We start from the raw sequence: 15,058 nt of genomic DNA, 5'->3' as shown, positions 1-15,058 counted from the left end.
GCTGACCGCCGCTGACCTTGATCTGCGTAATCTGTACTCATCCGGAACGTACCGGGAACGAGACAAGGAGATACACCATGCGCAAGACTCTTATCGCTCTGATGTTCGCTGCTGCCCTGCCGACCGTTGCCATGGCCATGCCTGAAGGCACCGGCCCCATGGATGGGCCGATGGACGGTTCGCGCCACGGCGGTCAGATGCACGGCATGCACGGTAAAGGCCCGTACAGTGAACTGGACCTAAGCCGCGAACAGCGCGAGCAGATCCGCAAGATCATGGGCGAGCAGATGCACGAGCGTAAGCAACTGGTCGACAAGTACCTGGAGAAGCTCTCGCCAGCCGACCAGAAAGCCATGAAAGACGAGATGGCCGCCAACCACAAGAAAGCTGAAGCTGACGTGCGCGCAGTGCTGAAACCGGATCAACAGAAGAAATTCGACGAGATCCAGAAAAAACAGGCTGAACGTCGCGCAGAGTGGGCCGAGTTCAAAGCCTGGAAAGCGCAACAACCGCAAAAAGCGCAATAATGTGCTAACCCGGTACCCGACGGCTAAACACCGTTGGGTCTGACACCACACCAATCACTGTGGGAGCGAGCTTGTGTGGCGAGGGGGCTTGTCGGATCGCCGCACCGCCCCGTTCGGCTGCGAAGCAGTCGTAAACCCGTTACATGCGGTTTAACGTTGAAATGCCGGGGCCGCTTCGCGACCCAACGGGGGCAAGCCCCCTCGCCACGGGCTCGCTCCCACATTAGTTGCGTTTGCTTGAGGATTTTCTGTGCGTTCATTGTTCTGGCGTATCCTGGCCAGCTTCTGGCTGGCCATCGCTCTGGTTGCAGGGCTTTCCATCCTGCTCGGGCACATGCTCAACCAGGACGCCTGGATTCTCAGCCGCCACCCGGGCCTCAACACGCTGGCCGAACAGTGGACGCAAACCTACGAAAGTCAGGGCGAAGACGCCGCCCAGGACATTCTCCAGCAACGCAAACGTCAGTATCACATCGACGTTCAGGTGCTTAACGAAAGCGGCGATCCGGTGGTGCGCGGCACCTTCCCCAAACGTGCCGCGGCCTTTGAGGCGCGACAGAACAATGAGGACCGGCGCCTGCCATGGCGGCGTCTGACCGATGAGTTCACCAGCGAAAAAACCGGTGACACCTACCTGTTCATCTACCGCATTCCGCACCCGGAACTGGACGCCTGGCACCGCGAGAGTCTGCTCTGGCCGCTGAGTGCGCTGGGGATCGCCCTGGTGGTGCTGACCCTGTTCAGCCTGCTGGTGACCTTTTCCATCACTCGCCCGCTCAGTCGTCTGCGCGGAGCGGTGCATGACCTGGGACAAACCACGTATCAACAGAACAGCCTGGTCAAGCTGGCCAACCGTCGCGATGAGTTCGGCGTCCTGGCCAACGACTTCAACCGCATGGGCGCGCGCCTGCAAAGCCTGATTGGCAGTCAGCGGCAACTGCTGCGCGATGTGTCCCACGAACTGCGCTCGCCCCTCGCCCGCCTGCGTATCGCGCTGGCGCTGGCCGAACGGGCCACCCCGCAGGAACGGGAACAGCTGTGGCCGCGCCTGACCCGTGAGTGTGACCGACTGGAAGCGCTGATCAGCGAAATCCTGGTACTGGCGCGGGTCGACTCCGATAACGCCAGTGCCGAAGAGGTGGACCTGAACGCCTTGCTCAACACCCTGCAAAAGGATGCGCAACTCGGTTCACCCGAGCAGCTCGTCCACCTCGAAGCCGAGTCGCAACTGAATCTGAAGGGTTGGCCGACCATGATCGAACGGGCCGTGGATAATTTGCTGCGCAACGCCCAGCGCTTCAATCCGGTGGGTGGCCTGCCGATCGAAATGCAGGCGCTGCGTCAGGGTGAGCGGATCATCGTGACCGTGCGCGATCACGGACCGGGGGTCAGTGCCGAATATTTGAACCAGCTCGGTGAGCCGTTCTATCGGGCGCCGGGGCAGACAGCGGCCGGACATGGCCTGGGGCTGGCCATCGCCAGGCGAGCGGCGGAGCGACATGGCGGCAGCCTGGTGCTGGCTAATCACCCGGAAGGCGGGTTTATTGCCTGCCTGGAGTTGCCGTTGGTGCCGGGGACTGTCGTACAGCCCTGATCCAGTGTGGGAGCGGGCTTGCTCCCACACTGGATGTGTGGTGTCAGGCCTTACTCGGCCAGGCGCTGACGAATTCGGCGAGATCGACCTTCTCGGCCACACGCGGTTCTTTCAGCGGTGTGCCCAGATACAGGAAAGCAATCACCTCCTCCCCCTCCGCCAGGCCCAACCCCTTGGCCACATGGGGCGAATAAGCCAGGTCACCGGTACGCCACACCGCGCCAATGCCCTGCGCATAGGCCGCGAGCAAAATCCCGTGGGCCGCGCAGCCCGCCGCAAGTAACTGCTCGGACTTCGGATACTTGACGTGATCCTGCACGCGAGCGATCACCACCACCACCAACGGTGCCCGCAGCGGACCATTGCGCGCCTTGTCGATGGCCGCTTCACTGACTTCGCTGTCCGAAAGCTTCGCCGCTTCGGCCAGCAACTCGCCCATTTGCTCGCGCGCCGCACCTTCCACCGTCAGGAATCGCCAAGGCTGCAAGTGACCGTGATCCGGGGCGCGCATGGCGGCGCCGAACAGCACCTCGCGCTGTTCGGCAGTGGGTGCAGGGTCAATCAGTCGTGGAACGGAAACACGGTTGAGCAAAGCGTCGAGAGCCTGCATCGGCCACCTCCTGAAAAATTTGTGCGGCTATTCTAGCGGTAACTGCTGCAGCAGTGCCGGTTTACATGCCCTGCCTCGCGGGTAGAATGGCGCCCTTTCCACTATCAGCCGAGCGGACCTCATGGCGTTGCCGACCTTACGGATCATTGGTTTCATCATCGGCATCTTCCTGATAACGCTGGCGATCTCCATGGTCGTGCCCATGGCCACGCTGGTCATTTTCGACCGCACCAGCGATCTGCCGTCGTTCCTCTGGGCCAGCATGATCACCTTTGTCGCCGGTTTGGCGCTGGTGATTCCGGGGCGCCCCGAACACATTCACCTGCGCCCCCGGGACATGTACCTGCTCACCGTCAGCAGTTGGCTGGTGGTGTGCGTCTTCGCCGCGCTGCCGTTCCTGCTGACCCAGCACATCAGCTACACCGATTCATTCTTCGAAAGCATGTCCGGCATCACCGCCACAGGTTCGACCGTGCTCAGCGGCCTGGACACCATGTCCCCCGGCATCCTGATGTGGCGCTCCCTGCTGCACTGGCTGGGCGGCATCGGTTTCATCGGCATGGCGGTGGCGATTCTGCCGCTGCTGCGTATTGGTGGCATGCGGCTGTTTCAGACCGAGTCGTCGGACCGCTCGGAAAAAGTCATGCCCCGCTCGCACATGGTGGCGCGGCTGATCGTGGCGGCTTACGTTGGCATTACCATTGTCGGCAGCCTGGCGTTCTGGTGGGCCGGGATGAGCCTGTTCGACGCCATCAACCATGCGATGTCGGCGATTTCCACCGGCGGCTTCTCCACCTCCGACCAGTCTTTGGCCAAGTGGCCGCAACCGGCGGTGCATTGGGTCGCGATCGTCATCATGATTCTCGGTGCCCTGCCGTTCACCCTGTATGTCGCCATGTTGCGTGGTAACCGTCGGGCGCTGATCAAGGATGAACAGGTTCAAGGCCTGCTCGGCATGCTGCTGGTGACCTGGCTGGTGCTCGGCACCTGGTATTGGTGGACTACCCAACTGCATTGGCTGGAGGCGTTGCGGCATGTGGCGCTGAACGTGACGTCGGTAGTGACCACCACCGGTTTTGCACTGGGGGACTACAGCCTGTGGGGCAATTTCTCGCTGATGCTGTTCTTTTATCTGGGGTTTGTCGGCGGTTGCTCCGGCTCGACCGCGGGCGGGATCAAGATTTTCCGCTTCCAGGTGGCCTATATCCTTCTCAAGGCCAACCTTAACCAGCTGATTCACCCGCGCGCGGTGATCAAGCAGAAGTACAACGGTCACCGCCTCGACGAAGAGATCGTGCGTTCGATCCTGACCTTTTCGTTCTTCTTTGCGATCACCATCTGCGTGATTGCGCTGCTGCTGTCGTTACTCGGCGTGGACTGGATGACCGCCCTCACCGGCGCGGCCAGTACCGTGTCCGGTGTCGGCCCGGGGCTCGGCGAAACCATCGGCCCGGCGGGCAACTTCGCCACCCTGCCGGATGCCGCCAAGTGGATTCTCTCGTTCGGCATGCTGCTGGGCCGGCTGGAGATCATTACGGTGTTTGTGCTTTGTATTCCGGCATTTTGGCGTCATTGACCGCGTCAGGTGTTTGCATCAGCCGCATCCGGTACTCGCCGGGTGTGGCATCGAACCAGCGGCGGAAAGCACGGAAGAAGTTGCTCGGATCGGCAAACCCCAGCAAGTAGGCAATTTCCAGCAAGGTCATGCTCGGTTGCGCCAGGTACTGCTCGGCCAACTCGCGCCGGGTATCGTCCAGCAGCACCTGAAAACTCGTGCCCTCTTCCTGCAAGCGCCGTTGCAAGGTGCGCTGGGACAGATGCAGCGTCTGCGCCACGGTATCGCGCTTGGGCTCGCCTTGGGGCAACAGGCGGCACAACACCTGCCGCGCCTTGTGGGTCACGCGGCTTTCGGAAAACCGCGCCAGGTATTCACCGGCAAAGCGGTCATGCAGCAACGCCATGGCCTCGTTGGCCGTCGGCAGCGGCGCTTCCATATCGGCGCGTTCGAAAATCAGCGCATCGTAAGGCGCGTTGAACACCAGCGGTGCATGGAAGGCTTGTTTATAGGGCTCCAGGTTGGCCGGCTCGGCGCCTTGCAACAACACTTTGCGTGGTTGCAACGTACGCCCGGTCAACCAGCCGCACAGCGCCAAGGCACAGGCCAGTGAAGCTTCGGCGCTTTGCCGGGTCGGCGGCAGATGATCGCCATGCACCGTCAGAATCAACGCGTAGCCTTCTTCCAGCAGTTGGAAACTCAGGTCGGCACTTTCGGCGATGATCCGCTGATAGCGCACCAGTCGCTGAAAGCCTTCGGCCAGGGTCTGGCTGGACATCAAGGCGTAACCGGTCACATGAAACTGCGCCGGTCGCACCAACTTGCCCATGTTCAGGCCGATGGCCGGGTTGCCGGACAGCTCGACCGCGCGCTGCCACAGCCGGGTCATGGAATCTTGCGTGAAGCGTGCATCCGGATCATCCAGTGCCGCGTAGTCGAGCCCCAGCTGTTTGAACAGCGCCCGGCAATCGAGGCCGTCCATCTCCAGCGCTTTGACAATCCCCATCGCCCAGCTTGCAGAAGTCGTTCGTTCGCTCATGGCGTTTTCTTACATGGTGAGCCGCATGCTACGGCTATTGACCGAAGGATACTAAAGTGGCGCCTATTGTCACTGGCTGATGCCATTGATCACTCTAGACTCAAATAAGCTACCCGCAGAACAACTTGCAGCAAGAACAATAACCACAGAGATCGCTGTCGTGGAAAACGTCAAACGATTCAACAGCTTTGCTGAGTTCTATCCTTACTACCTCAGCGAGCACAGCAACAGCACCTGTCGCCGTTTACACTTTATCGGCACGACGCTGGTTATCTTGATTCTGTCGCTGACCATTGGTCGCGGAGCATGGATGCTGTTGTGGGCTCTGCCACTGGCAGGTTACAGCTTTGCCTGGATCGGACATTTCTTCTTCGAGAAGAACCGCCCGGCTACGTTCCAACACCCCTTCTATAGCCTGCTCGGCGATTTTGTCATGTACCGGGACATGGTTATGGGGCGCGTTCCGTTCTAACTGACATCCGTCACATGAGAGTTGCCAATGAATGCCAATGCCCGCTTCACCCACATGAAGGACGGCACGCAGGAAGACTGGGCGATCATCGCCGCAGACTTCAGTGCCTACGCGCGCCAATTGCCAACAAGGATCGTGGCGCACCTGAAGTTACTGGAGGGTGATTTTGGCGGGTTCCCGGTGGATCGCCTGACCCACTCCCTGCAAACCGCCACCCGCGCCTGGCGCGATGGCCGCGACGAAGAGTACGTGGTCTGCGCCCTGCTCCACGATATCGGCGACACCCTGGGCTCCTACAACCACCCGGACATCGCGGCGGCGATCCTCAAGCCGTTCGTCAGCGCCGAGAACTTGTGGATGGTGGAAAAGCACGGGATTTTTCAGGGCTACTACTTCTTCCATCACCTGGGCATGGATCGGCATCTGCGTGAGCAATTCCAGGACCATCCGCAGTACCAGGCAACCGTCGAATTCTGCGCCAGGTACGATGCGGCGGCGTTTGACCCTGCGTACGACACGCTGCCGTTGAGCTTTTTCGAACCAATGATGGAGCGCTTGTTTGCGCACCCCAGGAGTTCGATCTACAAGGCGGTGATGGAAGAACAGGCTCCAGCGTGAGTCCTTTCGGGACCGCTGCGCGGTCCATCGCGAGCAGGTTCGCTCCCACAGGTTTTACGGCGTCCACAGATTCTGCGTTCGCTACTAATCTACTGTGGGAGCTAGCCTGCTCGCGATGAGGCCCGCACGGGCACAGTGATTTTCAGGCCAACTCTGCAACCCTGGCCGCCTTCAACTGCGCCTCCCGCGCCTGGGCATCCGCAAGACGATACAACTCGATCGAACCATCCCAGTGCTCGATCAGCGCGGTGCACGACTCCACCCAGTCGCCGCAATTGAGGTAGTCAACCTCGCCGACCTTGCGAATCTCGGCATGGTGAATGTGCCCGCACACCACGCCGTGCAGCTCGCGCTTGACGCATTCATGGGCGATGGCTTCTTCGAAGTCGCTGATGAAGCTGACCGCGGTTTTTACCTTGTGCTTGAGGTAGGCCGACAGCGACCAGTAGCCATAGCCATATCGCGCGCGCCAATGATTGAGCCAGCGGTTGAGGGTCAGGGTGAGTTCGTAGGCCGAGTCACCGAGAAACGCCAGCCAGCGATGGTAACGGGTGATCACATCGAACTGGTCGCCATGGATCACCAGCAGGTGCCGGCCGTCGGCGGTGACGTGCACGGCTTCGTCGACCAACTGGATATTGCCCAGGATCAGCTTCGAATAGCGGCGCAGGAATTCGTCGTGGTTGCCGGTGACGTAGATCACCTCGGTGCCACGCTTGCTCATGGTCAGCAGGCGACGGATGACGTTGGTGTGCGCTTGCGGCCAGTACATGCCGCCGCGCAGTTTCCAGCCGTCGATGATGTCGCCGACCAGGTAGATCTTGTCCGCGTGGTAGCTTTTGAGAAACTGCGACAGGTGTTCAGCCTGGCAATCCCGGGTGCCCAAATGTACGTCGGAAATCCATAAAGTCCGTACGCGTTGTTTACGGGTGGGTTTGGCGAGCTCGGCGCTGGTCATGGGCAACCCTCTGGCAAGTTTTGCCAAGTCTGCCCCGGCCCGGTTAATGGTCCATGACAGCGTCAAGTCAGTCCTGTGACAGCGCTTGCAGGCCCGCTCGGTGTAGACTGACGCTCTGAACCGGGAGACCCGCGATGAGACCGATCCTCACGCTTCGTCAATACAGCCACGACCTGATCGTCCACAGCCACGAACACGCGCAACTGGTGTTCGGGCTTTCGGGCGCGCTGGATTTCGAGGTCGACGGCCGTGGTAGCCAGGTGGTCCAGCAGAGTTTCGTGGTGGTGCCCTCCGGTGCGCATCACGCGTGTGGCAGCGCCAATGGCAGCCGCTGCCTGGTGCTGGATGTACCCAGCGAGCAATGGGTTGCCCAGTCGTTGGGCGATCACGCCGAGTCCAGCCGACGCCTGCTCGACAACGCCGGCCGCCTGCCCCTGGACGCCGGGCAAAGCCAATTGGTCAGTTGGCTGGCGAACAGTCCGGTCGATGATCCGCTGATCGCACAACAAGGCGCGGTGCTTTTGCTGGCCAGTCTCAACAACGCCAGGCCCGAGACCGTCGGCGGTCGGCGCCTGCCCTATGCCGCGCTGAATGCACACATCGATCAGTACGCGGCGTATCCGCTGCAGGTGGCCGACCTGGCCCGGGTGGCCGGCCTTTCCGGTGCCCGTTTGCATGCACGGTTCGTGGCCGAATGCGGGCAGACGCCGATGGACTATATCCGCAGCCGACGCCTGCACATCGCGGTGGGCTTGCTGCGCAACTCGGCGCTGCCCATCGGTGAGATTGCCAGCCGCGTCGGCTACAGCTCCCAGAGTGCCTTCGCGGCGGCGGTGTTGCGCGAGTTCGGGGCATCGCCCGGAAAACTGCGGCGCGAGGCTGGCGACAAAGGACGATAGTTTGCCGACAGACGTGATGGGCCATTACGCGCTTCAATGAGGCCTCTGTTCGTTTGTCGTTAAGGATTGCAATGACTCCCCGTACCGCCCTTGGCGCCTTGCATATCGGCGCATTGATGTTCGGCCTGACCGGCGTGTTCGGCAAACTGGCTGCCGCGTCACCGGCGATCATCGTGTTCGGCCGTGCCGCCTTTGCCGTGCTCGCACTGGCGTTTTTTGCACGGTTCGCCAGCCAGACGCGCTGGCAGAAACTCGAGGCCGTGGACTGGCGCCGGCTGCTGCTCAGCGGCTTGTTGCTGGCCGGACACTGGGTGAGCTTCTTCATTGCGGTGAAAGTCGCAGGCGTGGCGATTGCGACGCTCGGTTTCGCCAGCTTCCCGGCCTTTACCGTGATCCTCGAAGGGTTGATCTTCCGCGAGCGCATTCGCGTCAATGAGATCGTGCTGGTGCTGCTGGTGAGTGTCGGCCTGGTACTGGTCACGCCCGATTTTGACCTGGCCAGCGGTGCCACCACCGGCCTGCTGTGGGCCGTGGGTTCCGGGTTGTTGTTCGCCCTGCTGTCACTGACCAACCGTGCCAGCTCCGGGCGCGTCCCGCCGGTACAAGCGGCGCTATGCCAGAACGTGGTGGTTGCCCTGTGCCTGCTGCCGGTGGCGGCGCCTCAATTGAGCGAAGTGCGCGCCATCGACTGGCTGTGGATCGGCCTGCTCGGAGTGCTCTGTACCGGTGTCGCCCACAGCCTGTTCGTCGCCAGCCTCGCGGTGATCAAGGCACGCACTGCCGCCGTGGTGTTCGCCCTGGAGCCGGTCTACGGCATTACCGTCGCCTGGCTGCTGTTCAACGAAAACCCGACCCTGCGCATGTTGTTGGGGGGCGCGCTGATCATTGTGGCGATTGTGGTGTCCAGCCGGTTCTCAAGTGGCACAAGCAAGAAAGCCGTTGCAGCCGAGGCCGCGTCTCACTGAGTGCGGTCGTTGTGCCCCAGGTCGCGGTCCGGGTCGATCTGGTCACGGACCCGCTGCTTTAGCACTTTGGCCTCGGGGAAGCCGCCGTCCGCCTTGCGCTCCCAGATCCGCACGGCGTCACAGTAGATATGAAAGACCCCGCCGGTGCCTGGCACCAGGGAGACTTTGCCCAGGTCATCACCAAAGGTGCTGAGCAGTTCCTGGGCCAGCCAGGCCGCACGCAACAGCCATTGGCATTGCGTGCAATAGGTGATGATGATTTCCGGTTTGCTGACGGTCATGATGGGACTTGACTCCAGAGTTTGACGACGCCGCTATGATAGCCCGGCCGGAGGCTGCCGAGACGGCGGAGCAGGTTGCGCCTCCAACTCGAACGCAGGCTCGATCATGGCCAGAGCAACTGACTGCCTGCTCTCGTTCGGGCTGATCACGTCCCAACTCGACGCCATGGACAGCTCCTCCAGGTTGAGCCGGTACTCATCGTCAGTGGCGGATTCGCCGGACATCGCCAGACCCGGAACCACCGCCACGGCAGCAGCGACCGGCATGGAATGACTGCTGTCGACCCGCTCAAGCTCATCGTTGGCCGACACCGCGTCGCGATGCGCAGTGGACGGTGGCATGACGGGGGGCCACATCACTGGCTCGGAGAGGAGCTCAGCCAATGGCTCATGCTGCGACGACAGAGCCTCTGACGCTGTGGCTTGGTGCTGCTGGCGCTGGCGGCGAACAAACCAGCCCAGTACCAGCAACATCAGCGCCGCCACACCGGCGATCGGCAGCCAGCCAATCCCGGGGGTTTCAGCAATGGCGGGGGCTGGCGCCACTGCGTCGCAAGCAATGGGTTGCGCCTTTACCTTCTTGAGCTCCGCCAGTTGGGTTTGCAGTTCGGCCAACTGTTTTTTCTGGCCGGCGATCAGCTCATCCTGGTCTTGAAGCTTCGCGTTGAGCTCATCGACATTGGTTTGCAACTGGTGGTTTTGCAGGGCGCTGGCGGCCAGTTGTTCGACAGCGGGATCAACCACGGCGACGTCAGTTTCTGGCGTCGTCCTGGCCACGGGTGATGGCGCCACGACCGGTTGAACACGGGGGAATGCGGTCGCCGGGGAACGGGAAACCAGTTCATCGGCGGCGGGAACAACCCCCGACGAACCCGGCGGATCGATCAGTACCGTGTACTCACGCAGCAATCGCCCATTAGGCCGTTTGAGCTGTACGAGGAAATTCAGGAAGGGCTCACTGACCGGTTTGCTGGAGGTCACCTGGATCACGCTGCGATTACCGCGCAGGACCGGGGTGAACTTCAGGTTATTGAGGAAAAATACACGGTCGACCCCGGCACGGCTGAACTCGTCCGCCGTTGCCAGGCTCACCGACAACTCGTTCTCTTCCAGGCCAGCCGCATCCACCAGTGCAATCTCGGCACGCAGCGGTTGATTCAGCGCCGAATGCAGGGTGATTTCACCCAGGCCCAGCGCAGGTGCCCATGCCGAGTAAGTGACTGCGGCCCCGGCCAGCAACCACTGAGAACCACCGCGTAAAACCAATCGCCAATACTTGAGCATGAGCATCCTTGAGATCTACAGAAACTACCCGTACGTGTTCGTACATCCGTTACGAACACGATATTGCCGAGTAGTTCTTATAGTTTGCCCAATGCGCTATCTAAAAAACCTGGCGTTCGGTTATGCCTCAAGACTTTTCAAGGTTGCCCAGGATGTGCCCGTGAACCCGCATGCACACCTTCAAATCCGCCTCATCGACGCCTTCGAACAGTTCGTGACGCAGTTGCGTGGCAATGGTTTCAATTTGTTCGATCAGGGGACGCGCCGGCGCGCAGAGCACGATTTTCTTCGCTCGACGGTCTTCCAGCACCGCCTGGCGTTGCACCAGGCCCTGGCTTTCCAGGCTGTCGAGCAAACGGGCCAAGGTCGGGCCTTCGACGCCGACGCTTTGTGCCAGCTCACGCTGGGTCGGTGCTTCATCGAAACGCGCCAAGTGCAGCAGCACCAGCCAGCGCGCCTGGGACAAGCCCATGCCCGCCAGTCGGCGGTCCAGTTCGGCACGCCAGCCACGGGACATCTGGGCCAATTGCATGCCAAAGCGGTGTTGATCGGTTAACGGCATAAAACACTCATGATTAGACTGAAATAAATAAAAACTAATTATTAGCCAGCTAAGCATGAGCTTCGACTTGAGGCAAGGCTTGATCTGTACTGAATCGTTACATCAGCACTACAGATGTCTCAAATCTCGAATTCCGACTGCAAGGCAGCACGAACGCAGTACAACACCCCTTCCGGCACCCGGCCCGCGAACAGCGCAGCGATCTCGGAAACCGGTGGCAACTCGCCTTCACCGTCGAGGAAGGCGTCCTGGATTTCACCCATCAGGTCTTCAGGCAGATCCAGTGCCTGCTCCAACGACAACTGCTGCTTGCCGATCGCTTCGGCCAGCATGGTGTAGACGTTCTTTTCCGAGCACTGCAATTGACCGGCGATCTGTACCGGCGTCATCCCGGCCCGCGCCAGAGTGATCAGTTCATGACGCACGTCGGCCACCGGTTTCGGCGCCTCGACCTGGCCGCCAAGCACTTCGAGGAAGGCCTCGCCATAACGCTCCAGCTTGCGCGCGCCGACACCGCTGACCGTGGCCATTTCCGCCAGCGAGGTCGGCTGGCTGCGCAGCATCTCCAGCAAGGTCGAGTCGGGGAAGATGACGTACGGCGGCACGCCATGTTCTTCGGCGAGCTTGCGACGCAGGGCGCGCAAGGCTTCCCATTGTTCGCGCTCCTCGCCACGGACCAGTTGGCTCGCCTGGCTCTTGCTGCTTTTCGCCACGGTTTGCGCCTTGAGGTCGCGACGCAGCTCCAGGGTCACTTCGCCCTTGAGCAGCGGCCGGCAACTGTCGCTCAGGCGCAAGCCGCCGTAGCCTTCGAGGTCGATGTCCGCCAGACCACGGGCCACCAGTTGGCGGAACAACGAGCGCCATTCGCCCTCCACCATCGCCTTGCCGACACCAAACACCGACAGGTGCTGATGGCCAAAGTTGCGGACCTTTTCGTTGTCCTTGCCCAGCAACACATCCACCAGGTGCCCGACGCCGTAGCGCTGACCGGTGCGGTAGATCGCCGACAGCGCCTGACGCGCAGGCTCGGTGGCATCCCAGGTCTGCACACCGTCGACGCAGTTGTCGCAATGCCCGCAAGGCTCGGGCATGTCTTCGTCGAAGTAGGCCAGCAGCGTTTGCCGACGGCAGCGGGTTTCTTCGCAGAGCGAGAGCATGGCGTCGAGCTTGTGCTGCTCCAGGCGTTTGTGGCGCTCGTCGCCTTCGGAGTTCTGCAGCATCTGCTTGAGCATCACCACGTCTTGCAGGCCGTAGGCCATCCAGGCATCCGCTGGCAGGCCGTCACGACCGCCGCGACCGGTTTCCTGGTAATAGGCCTCAAGGGATTTCGGTAGGTCAAGGTGCGCGACAAAGCGCACGTTGGGCTTGTCGATACCCATGCCGAACGCCACTGTCGCGACCATGATCAAGCCTTCCTCATTGAGGAAGCGTTTCTGATGGTAGGCCCGCAAATCGTTGGGCAGGCCGGCGTGGTACGGCAGCGCGGGGAAGCCTTGCTCGCTGAGAAACGCGGCGACTTCCTCGACTTTCTTGCGCGACAGGCAATACACGATGCCCGCATCACTACGGCGCTCGGCGAGGAATGCCAGCAACTGCTTGCGCGGCTGTTCCTTGGGCACGATGCGATAAAAGATGTTCGGCCGGTCGAAGCTCGACAGGAAGCGCTCGGCGTCTTGCAGGTGCAAACGGGTGACGATTTCTTCCCGGGTGCGCTTGTCGGCCGTGGCGGTCAGGGCAATGCGCGGCACGTCGGGGAACATTTCCGCCAACTGGCCCAGTTGCAGGTATTCCGGACGGAAATCGTGGCCCCATTGCGACACGCAGTGTGCTTCGTCGATGGCGAACAGGGAGATGTTCAGCCCCTGCAGAAATGACAGCATACGCGGCTGGACCAGACGTTCCGGCGCCAGATAGAGCATTTTCACTTCACCGCGACGGATGCGGGCGGCCAGATCGCGCTGCTGCTCGGCGCTGAGGGTGGAGTTCAATGCGGCGGCCGCCACGCCCAGCTCTTCGAGGGTGGCGACCTGATCGTCCATCAGTGCGATGAGCGGCGAGACCACCACGGCCAGGCCTTCACGCAACAGCGCCGGGACCTGGAAGCACAGGGACTTGCCGCCACCGGTAGGCATCAGGACCAGGGCATCGCCGCCACTGGCCACGCGCTCAATGATTGCACCCTGGCGGCCACGGAAACTGTCGTAGCCGAAGATGTCCTTGAGGACGCGTTGAGCCTGTTCGAGCATAGAAACTCCAAAAATCACCGAAACATCCCTGCAATGCTGGTTCAGAACCCGCGATGCTGCACCGACAAATCGTAAGTGCGCATTGCATGACGCTTCACATTTCAGCCGTAACGCCAGCAGGGCATCACAAAACGCGCGAGTATACCCGAGCCCCGTTCGGCAAAGGGTGCCGCTGATAAGACTCACACAATCGGACTGTGGGAGCGGGCTTGCTCGCGAAGAGGGAGTGTCAGTCGACATTAATGCAGCCTGGCACACCGCCTTCGCAAGCAAGCCCAGGTGCAAATATGCCGTGCGGCTGGCCCAAGCGCTCAAGAAGGCCTAGAATTCCCGCATCGAACATTCCCCAAGGTAGTCCTTTAATGTCCTTCGCTGAGCAACTAACCCGCCTGCAAGTCTTCCTCGATGCTGATGAACTGCATGACGAGGCGCTGGACTACGTGGCCGCCCACGGCTACCTCACTGCGCTGTCGATCTGCTCCGAAGTGGTTCCGGACCGTGAATGGATCGATGCCCTCTTCGCCGAAGAGCCGCATTACAGCGGCGAAGCCCAGCGCGAAGAGATCGAAGCCACGCTGATCGGCCTCAAGGCTCACATCGCCCGTCAACTGGCCTCCGACGAAGAATTCGAGCTGCCGTGCGACCTCGACCTGGGCGACGACCCGGACGATTCCGAACTGCGCGGCTGGTGCATCGGTTTCATGGAAGGCGTGTTCCTGCGCGAAGAAGCCTGGTTCGAAACCGCCGAAGACGAAGTCAGCGAAATGCTGCTGCCGATCATGGTCGGTTCGGGCCTGTTCGACGAGCAACCGGAGTTCTCCGACATTGCCGCCGATGCCAACCTGATGGACGACATGATCGTGCAGATCCCGGAAGCCCTGACCGCGCTGTACCTGCTGTGCAACGCGCCAGACGAAAAACCGGCGATTCTCAAGCCCCGTCACCACTAAGGTTCTGCCTATGGACAACCCCATAGGCAACCGCCCCCTGATGTTGCGCTACGGGCTGCTGGCCATCGGCTGGTTGAGCGTGGCGCTGGGGGTGATCGGGATTTTCCTGCCGGTATTGCCCACCACCCCTTTCCTGCTACTGGCGGCCGCCTGCTTCGCCCGCAGCTCTCCGCGTTTCTATCAATGGCTGGTTGAGCATCCACGGCTTGGCCCGTGGATTCGCGATTACCTCGATGGCAACGGCATTCCGCTCAGGGGCAAGGTCTACGCCATTGGCCTGATGTGGGCGAGCATCCTGCTCTCCTGCTACCTGGTGCCGCTGCCCTGGGCACGGGGCTTCATGCTGACCAGTGCGGTGCTGGTGACCGTCTACATCCTCAAGCAGAAAACCCTGCGCAAATCCTGAAGTCTCCCGGGACCCTTGTGGCGAGGGGGCTCTGCGCAATCCCGACGACCTGCCCTACCCCGGTAAAAACCCCACCTAAACTTCACTCATCT

The 15,058-nt window shown here is 61.3% G+C and carries 16 protein-coding genes; 9 read left to right on the top strand and 7 right to left on the bottom strand.

All coding sequences use genetic code 11. From position 1 onward, the window contains the following. Positions 1-77 precede the first annotated feature (77 nt). Complete coding sequence (locus AC3ITY_RS07445) at positions 78-527, top strand: Spy/CpxP family protein refolding chaperone (RefSeq protein WP_489308299.1); 450 nt, start codon at positions 78-80, stop codon at positions 525-527. Between the two features lie 250 nt (positions 528-777). Beyond that, positions 778-2,121 (top strand): sensor histidine kinase, encoded by a 1,344-nt coding sequence (locus tag AC3ITY_RS07440; protein WP_489308298.1) that lies wholly within the window; start codon positions 778-780, stop codon positions 2,119-2,121. A gap of 43 nt (positions 2,122-2,164) precedes the next feature. On the opposite strand, the gene AC3ITY_RS07435 is transcribed toward AC3ITY_RS07440, so the two are convergent. Then, complete coding sequence (locus AC3ITY_RS07435; protein ID WP_489308297.1) at positions 2,165-2,731, bottom strand: NAD(P)H nitroreductase; 567 nt, start codon at positions 2,729-2,731, stop codon at positions 2,165-2,167. 121 nt (positions 2,732-2,852) lie between these two features. Here AC3ITY_RS07435 and AC3ITY_RS07430 point away from each other — a divergent pair, with 121 nt between their 5' ends. Continuing rightward, positions 2,853-4,307 carry a TrkH family potassium uptake protein gene (locus AC3ITY_RS07430; protein WP_489308296.1) on the top strand — a complete coding sequence of 485 codons (1,455 nt, stop codon included), beginning with the start codon at positions 2,853-2,855 and terminating at the stop codon, positions 4,305-4,307. On the opposite strand, the gene AC3ITY_RS07425 is transcribed toward AC3ITY_RS07430, so the two are convergent. Beyond that, the gene (locus tag AC3ITY_RS07425) at positions 4,264-5,325 is read right to left on the bottom strand and encodes an AraC family transcriptional regulator (protein WP_223456416.1); all 1,062 of its coding nucleotides are present in this window, start codon (positions 5,323-5,325) and stop codon (positions 4,264-4,266) included. The genes AC3ITY_RS07430 and AC3ITY_RS07425 overlap by 44 nt on opposite strands. Positions 5,326-5,485: 160 nt before the next feature. Between AC3ITY_RS07425 and AC3ITY_RS07420 the strand changes: the two genes are divergently transcribed. Further along, positions 5,486-5,797: an Mpo1-like protein gene (locus AC3ITY_RS07420; RefSeq protein ID WP_489308295.1), complete on the top strand. Its 312-nt coding sequence runs from the start codon at positions 5,486-5,488 to the stop codon at positions 5,795-5,797. Between the two features lie 27 nt (positions 5,798-5,824). Continuing rightward, the gene (locus tag AC3ITY_RS07415; protein WP_489308294.1) at positions 5,825-6,415 is read left to right on the top strand and encodes an HD domain-containing protein; all 591 of its coding nucleotides are present in this window, start codon (positions 5,825-5,827) and stop codon (positions 6,413-6,415) included. 142 nt (positions 6,416-6,557) lie between these two features. On the opposite strand, the gene AC3ITY_RS07410 is transcribed toward AC3ITY_RS07415, so the two are convergent. Continuing rightward, entirely contained in the window at positions 6,558-7,373 is an 816-nt protein-coding gene (locus tag AC3ITY_RS07410; RefSeq protein ID WP_223533298.1) for a UDP-2,3-diacylglucosamine diphosphatase, read from the bottom strand. 134 nt (positions 7,374-7,507) lie between these two features. Between AC3ITY_RS07410 and AC3ITY_RS07405 the strand changes: the two genes are divergently transcribed. After that, the gene (locus AC3ITY_RS07405; protein WP_489308293.1) at positions 7,508-8,272 is read left to right on the top strand and encodes a helix-turn-helix transcriptional regulator; all 765 of its coding nucleotides are present in this window, start codon (positions 7,508-7,510) and stop codon (positions 8,270-8,272) included. A gap of 71 nt (positions 8,273-8,343) precedes the next feature. Then, entirely contained in the window at positions 8,344-9,237 is an 894-nt protein-coding gene (locus AC3ITY_RS07400; protein WP_489308292.1) for a DMT family transporter, read from the top strand. On the opposite strand, the gene AC3ITY_RS07395 is transcribed toward AC3ITY_RS07400, so the two are convergent. From AC3ITY_RS07395 to recQ, 4 genes are all read right to left on the bottom strand, one after another. After that, a complete protein-coding gene (locus AC3ITY_RS07395; protein ID WP_489308291.1) occupies positions 9,231-9,518 on the bottom strand; it encodes an Rdx family protein in 288 nt (95 codons plus the stop codon). The genes AC3ITY_RS07400 and AC3ITY_RS07395 overlap by 7 nt on opposite strands. A gap of 33 nt (positions 9,519-9,551) precedes the next feature. Beyond that, positions 9,552-10,802, bottom strand: coding sequence for a type IV pilus assembly protein FimV (locus AC3ITY_RS07390; protein ID WP_489308290.1), 1,251 nt, complete (start codon positions 10,800-10,802; stop codon positions 9,552-9,554). Between the two features lie 127 nt (positions 10,803-10,929). Then, entirely contained in the window at positions 10,930-11,364 is a 435-nt protein-coding gene (locus AC3ITY_RS07385) for a MarR family transcriptional regulator (RefSeq protein WP_150724407.1), read from the bottom strand. A 119-nt stretch (positions 11,365-11,483) separates the two neighbouring features. After that, a complete protein-coding gene (gene recQ, locus AC3ITY_RS07380; RefSeq protein WP_489308289.1) occupies positions 11,484-13,610 on the bottom strand; it encodes a DNA helicase RecQ in 2,127 nt (708 codons plus the stop codon). A 362-nt stretch (positions 13,611-13,972) separates the two neighbouring features. Between recQ and AC3ITY_RS07375 the strand changes: the two genes are divergently transcribed. Beyond that, positions 13,973-14,560 (top strand): UPF0149 family protein, encoded by a 588-nt coding sequence (locus AC3ITY_RS07375; RefSeq protein WP_007975277.1) that lies wholly within the window; start codon positions 13,973-13,975, stop codon positions 14,558-14,560. A gap of 10 nt (positions 14,561-14,570) precedes the next feature. After that, positions 14,571-14,966: a YbaN family protein gene (locus AC3ITY_RS07370; RefSeq protein WP_489308288.1), complete on the top strand. Its 396-nt coding sequence runs from the start codon at positions 14,571-14,573 to the stop codon at positions 14,964-14,966. The last annotated feature ends 92 nt before the right edge of the window (positions 14,967-15,058 follow it).

The organism is Pseudomonas sp. GL_091, assembly GCF_057837725.1.
This window is presented reverse-complemented; position numbering and strand designations above follow the sequence as displayed.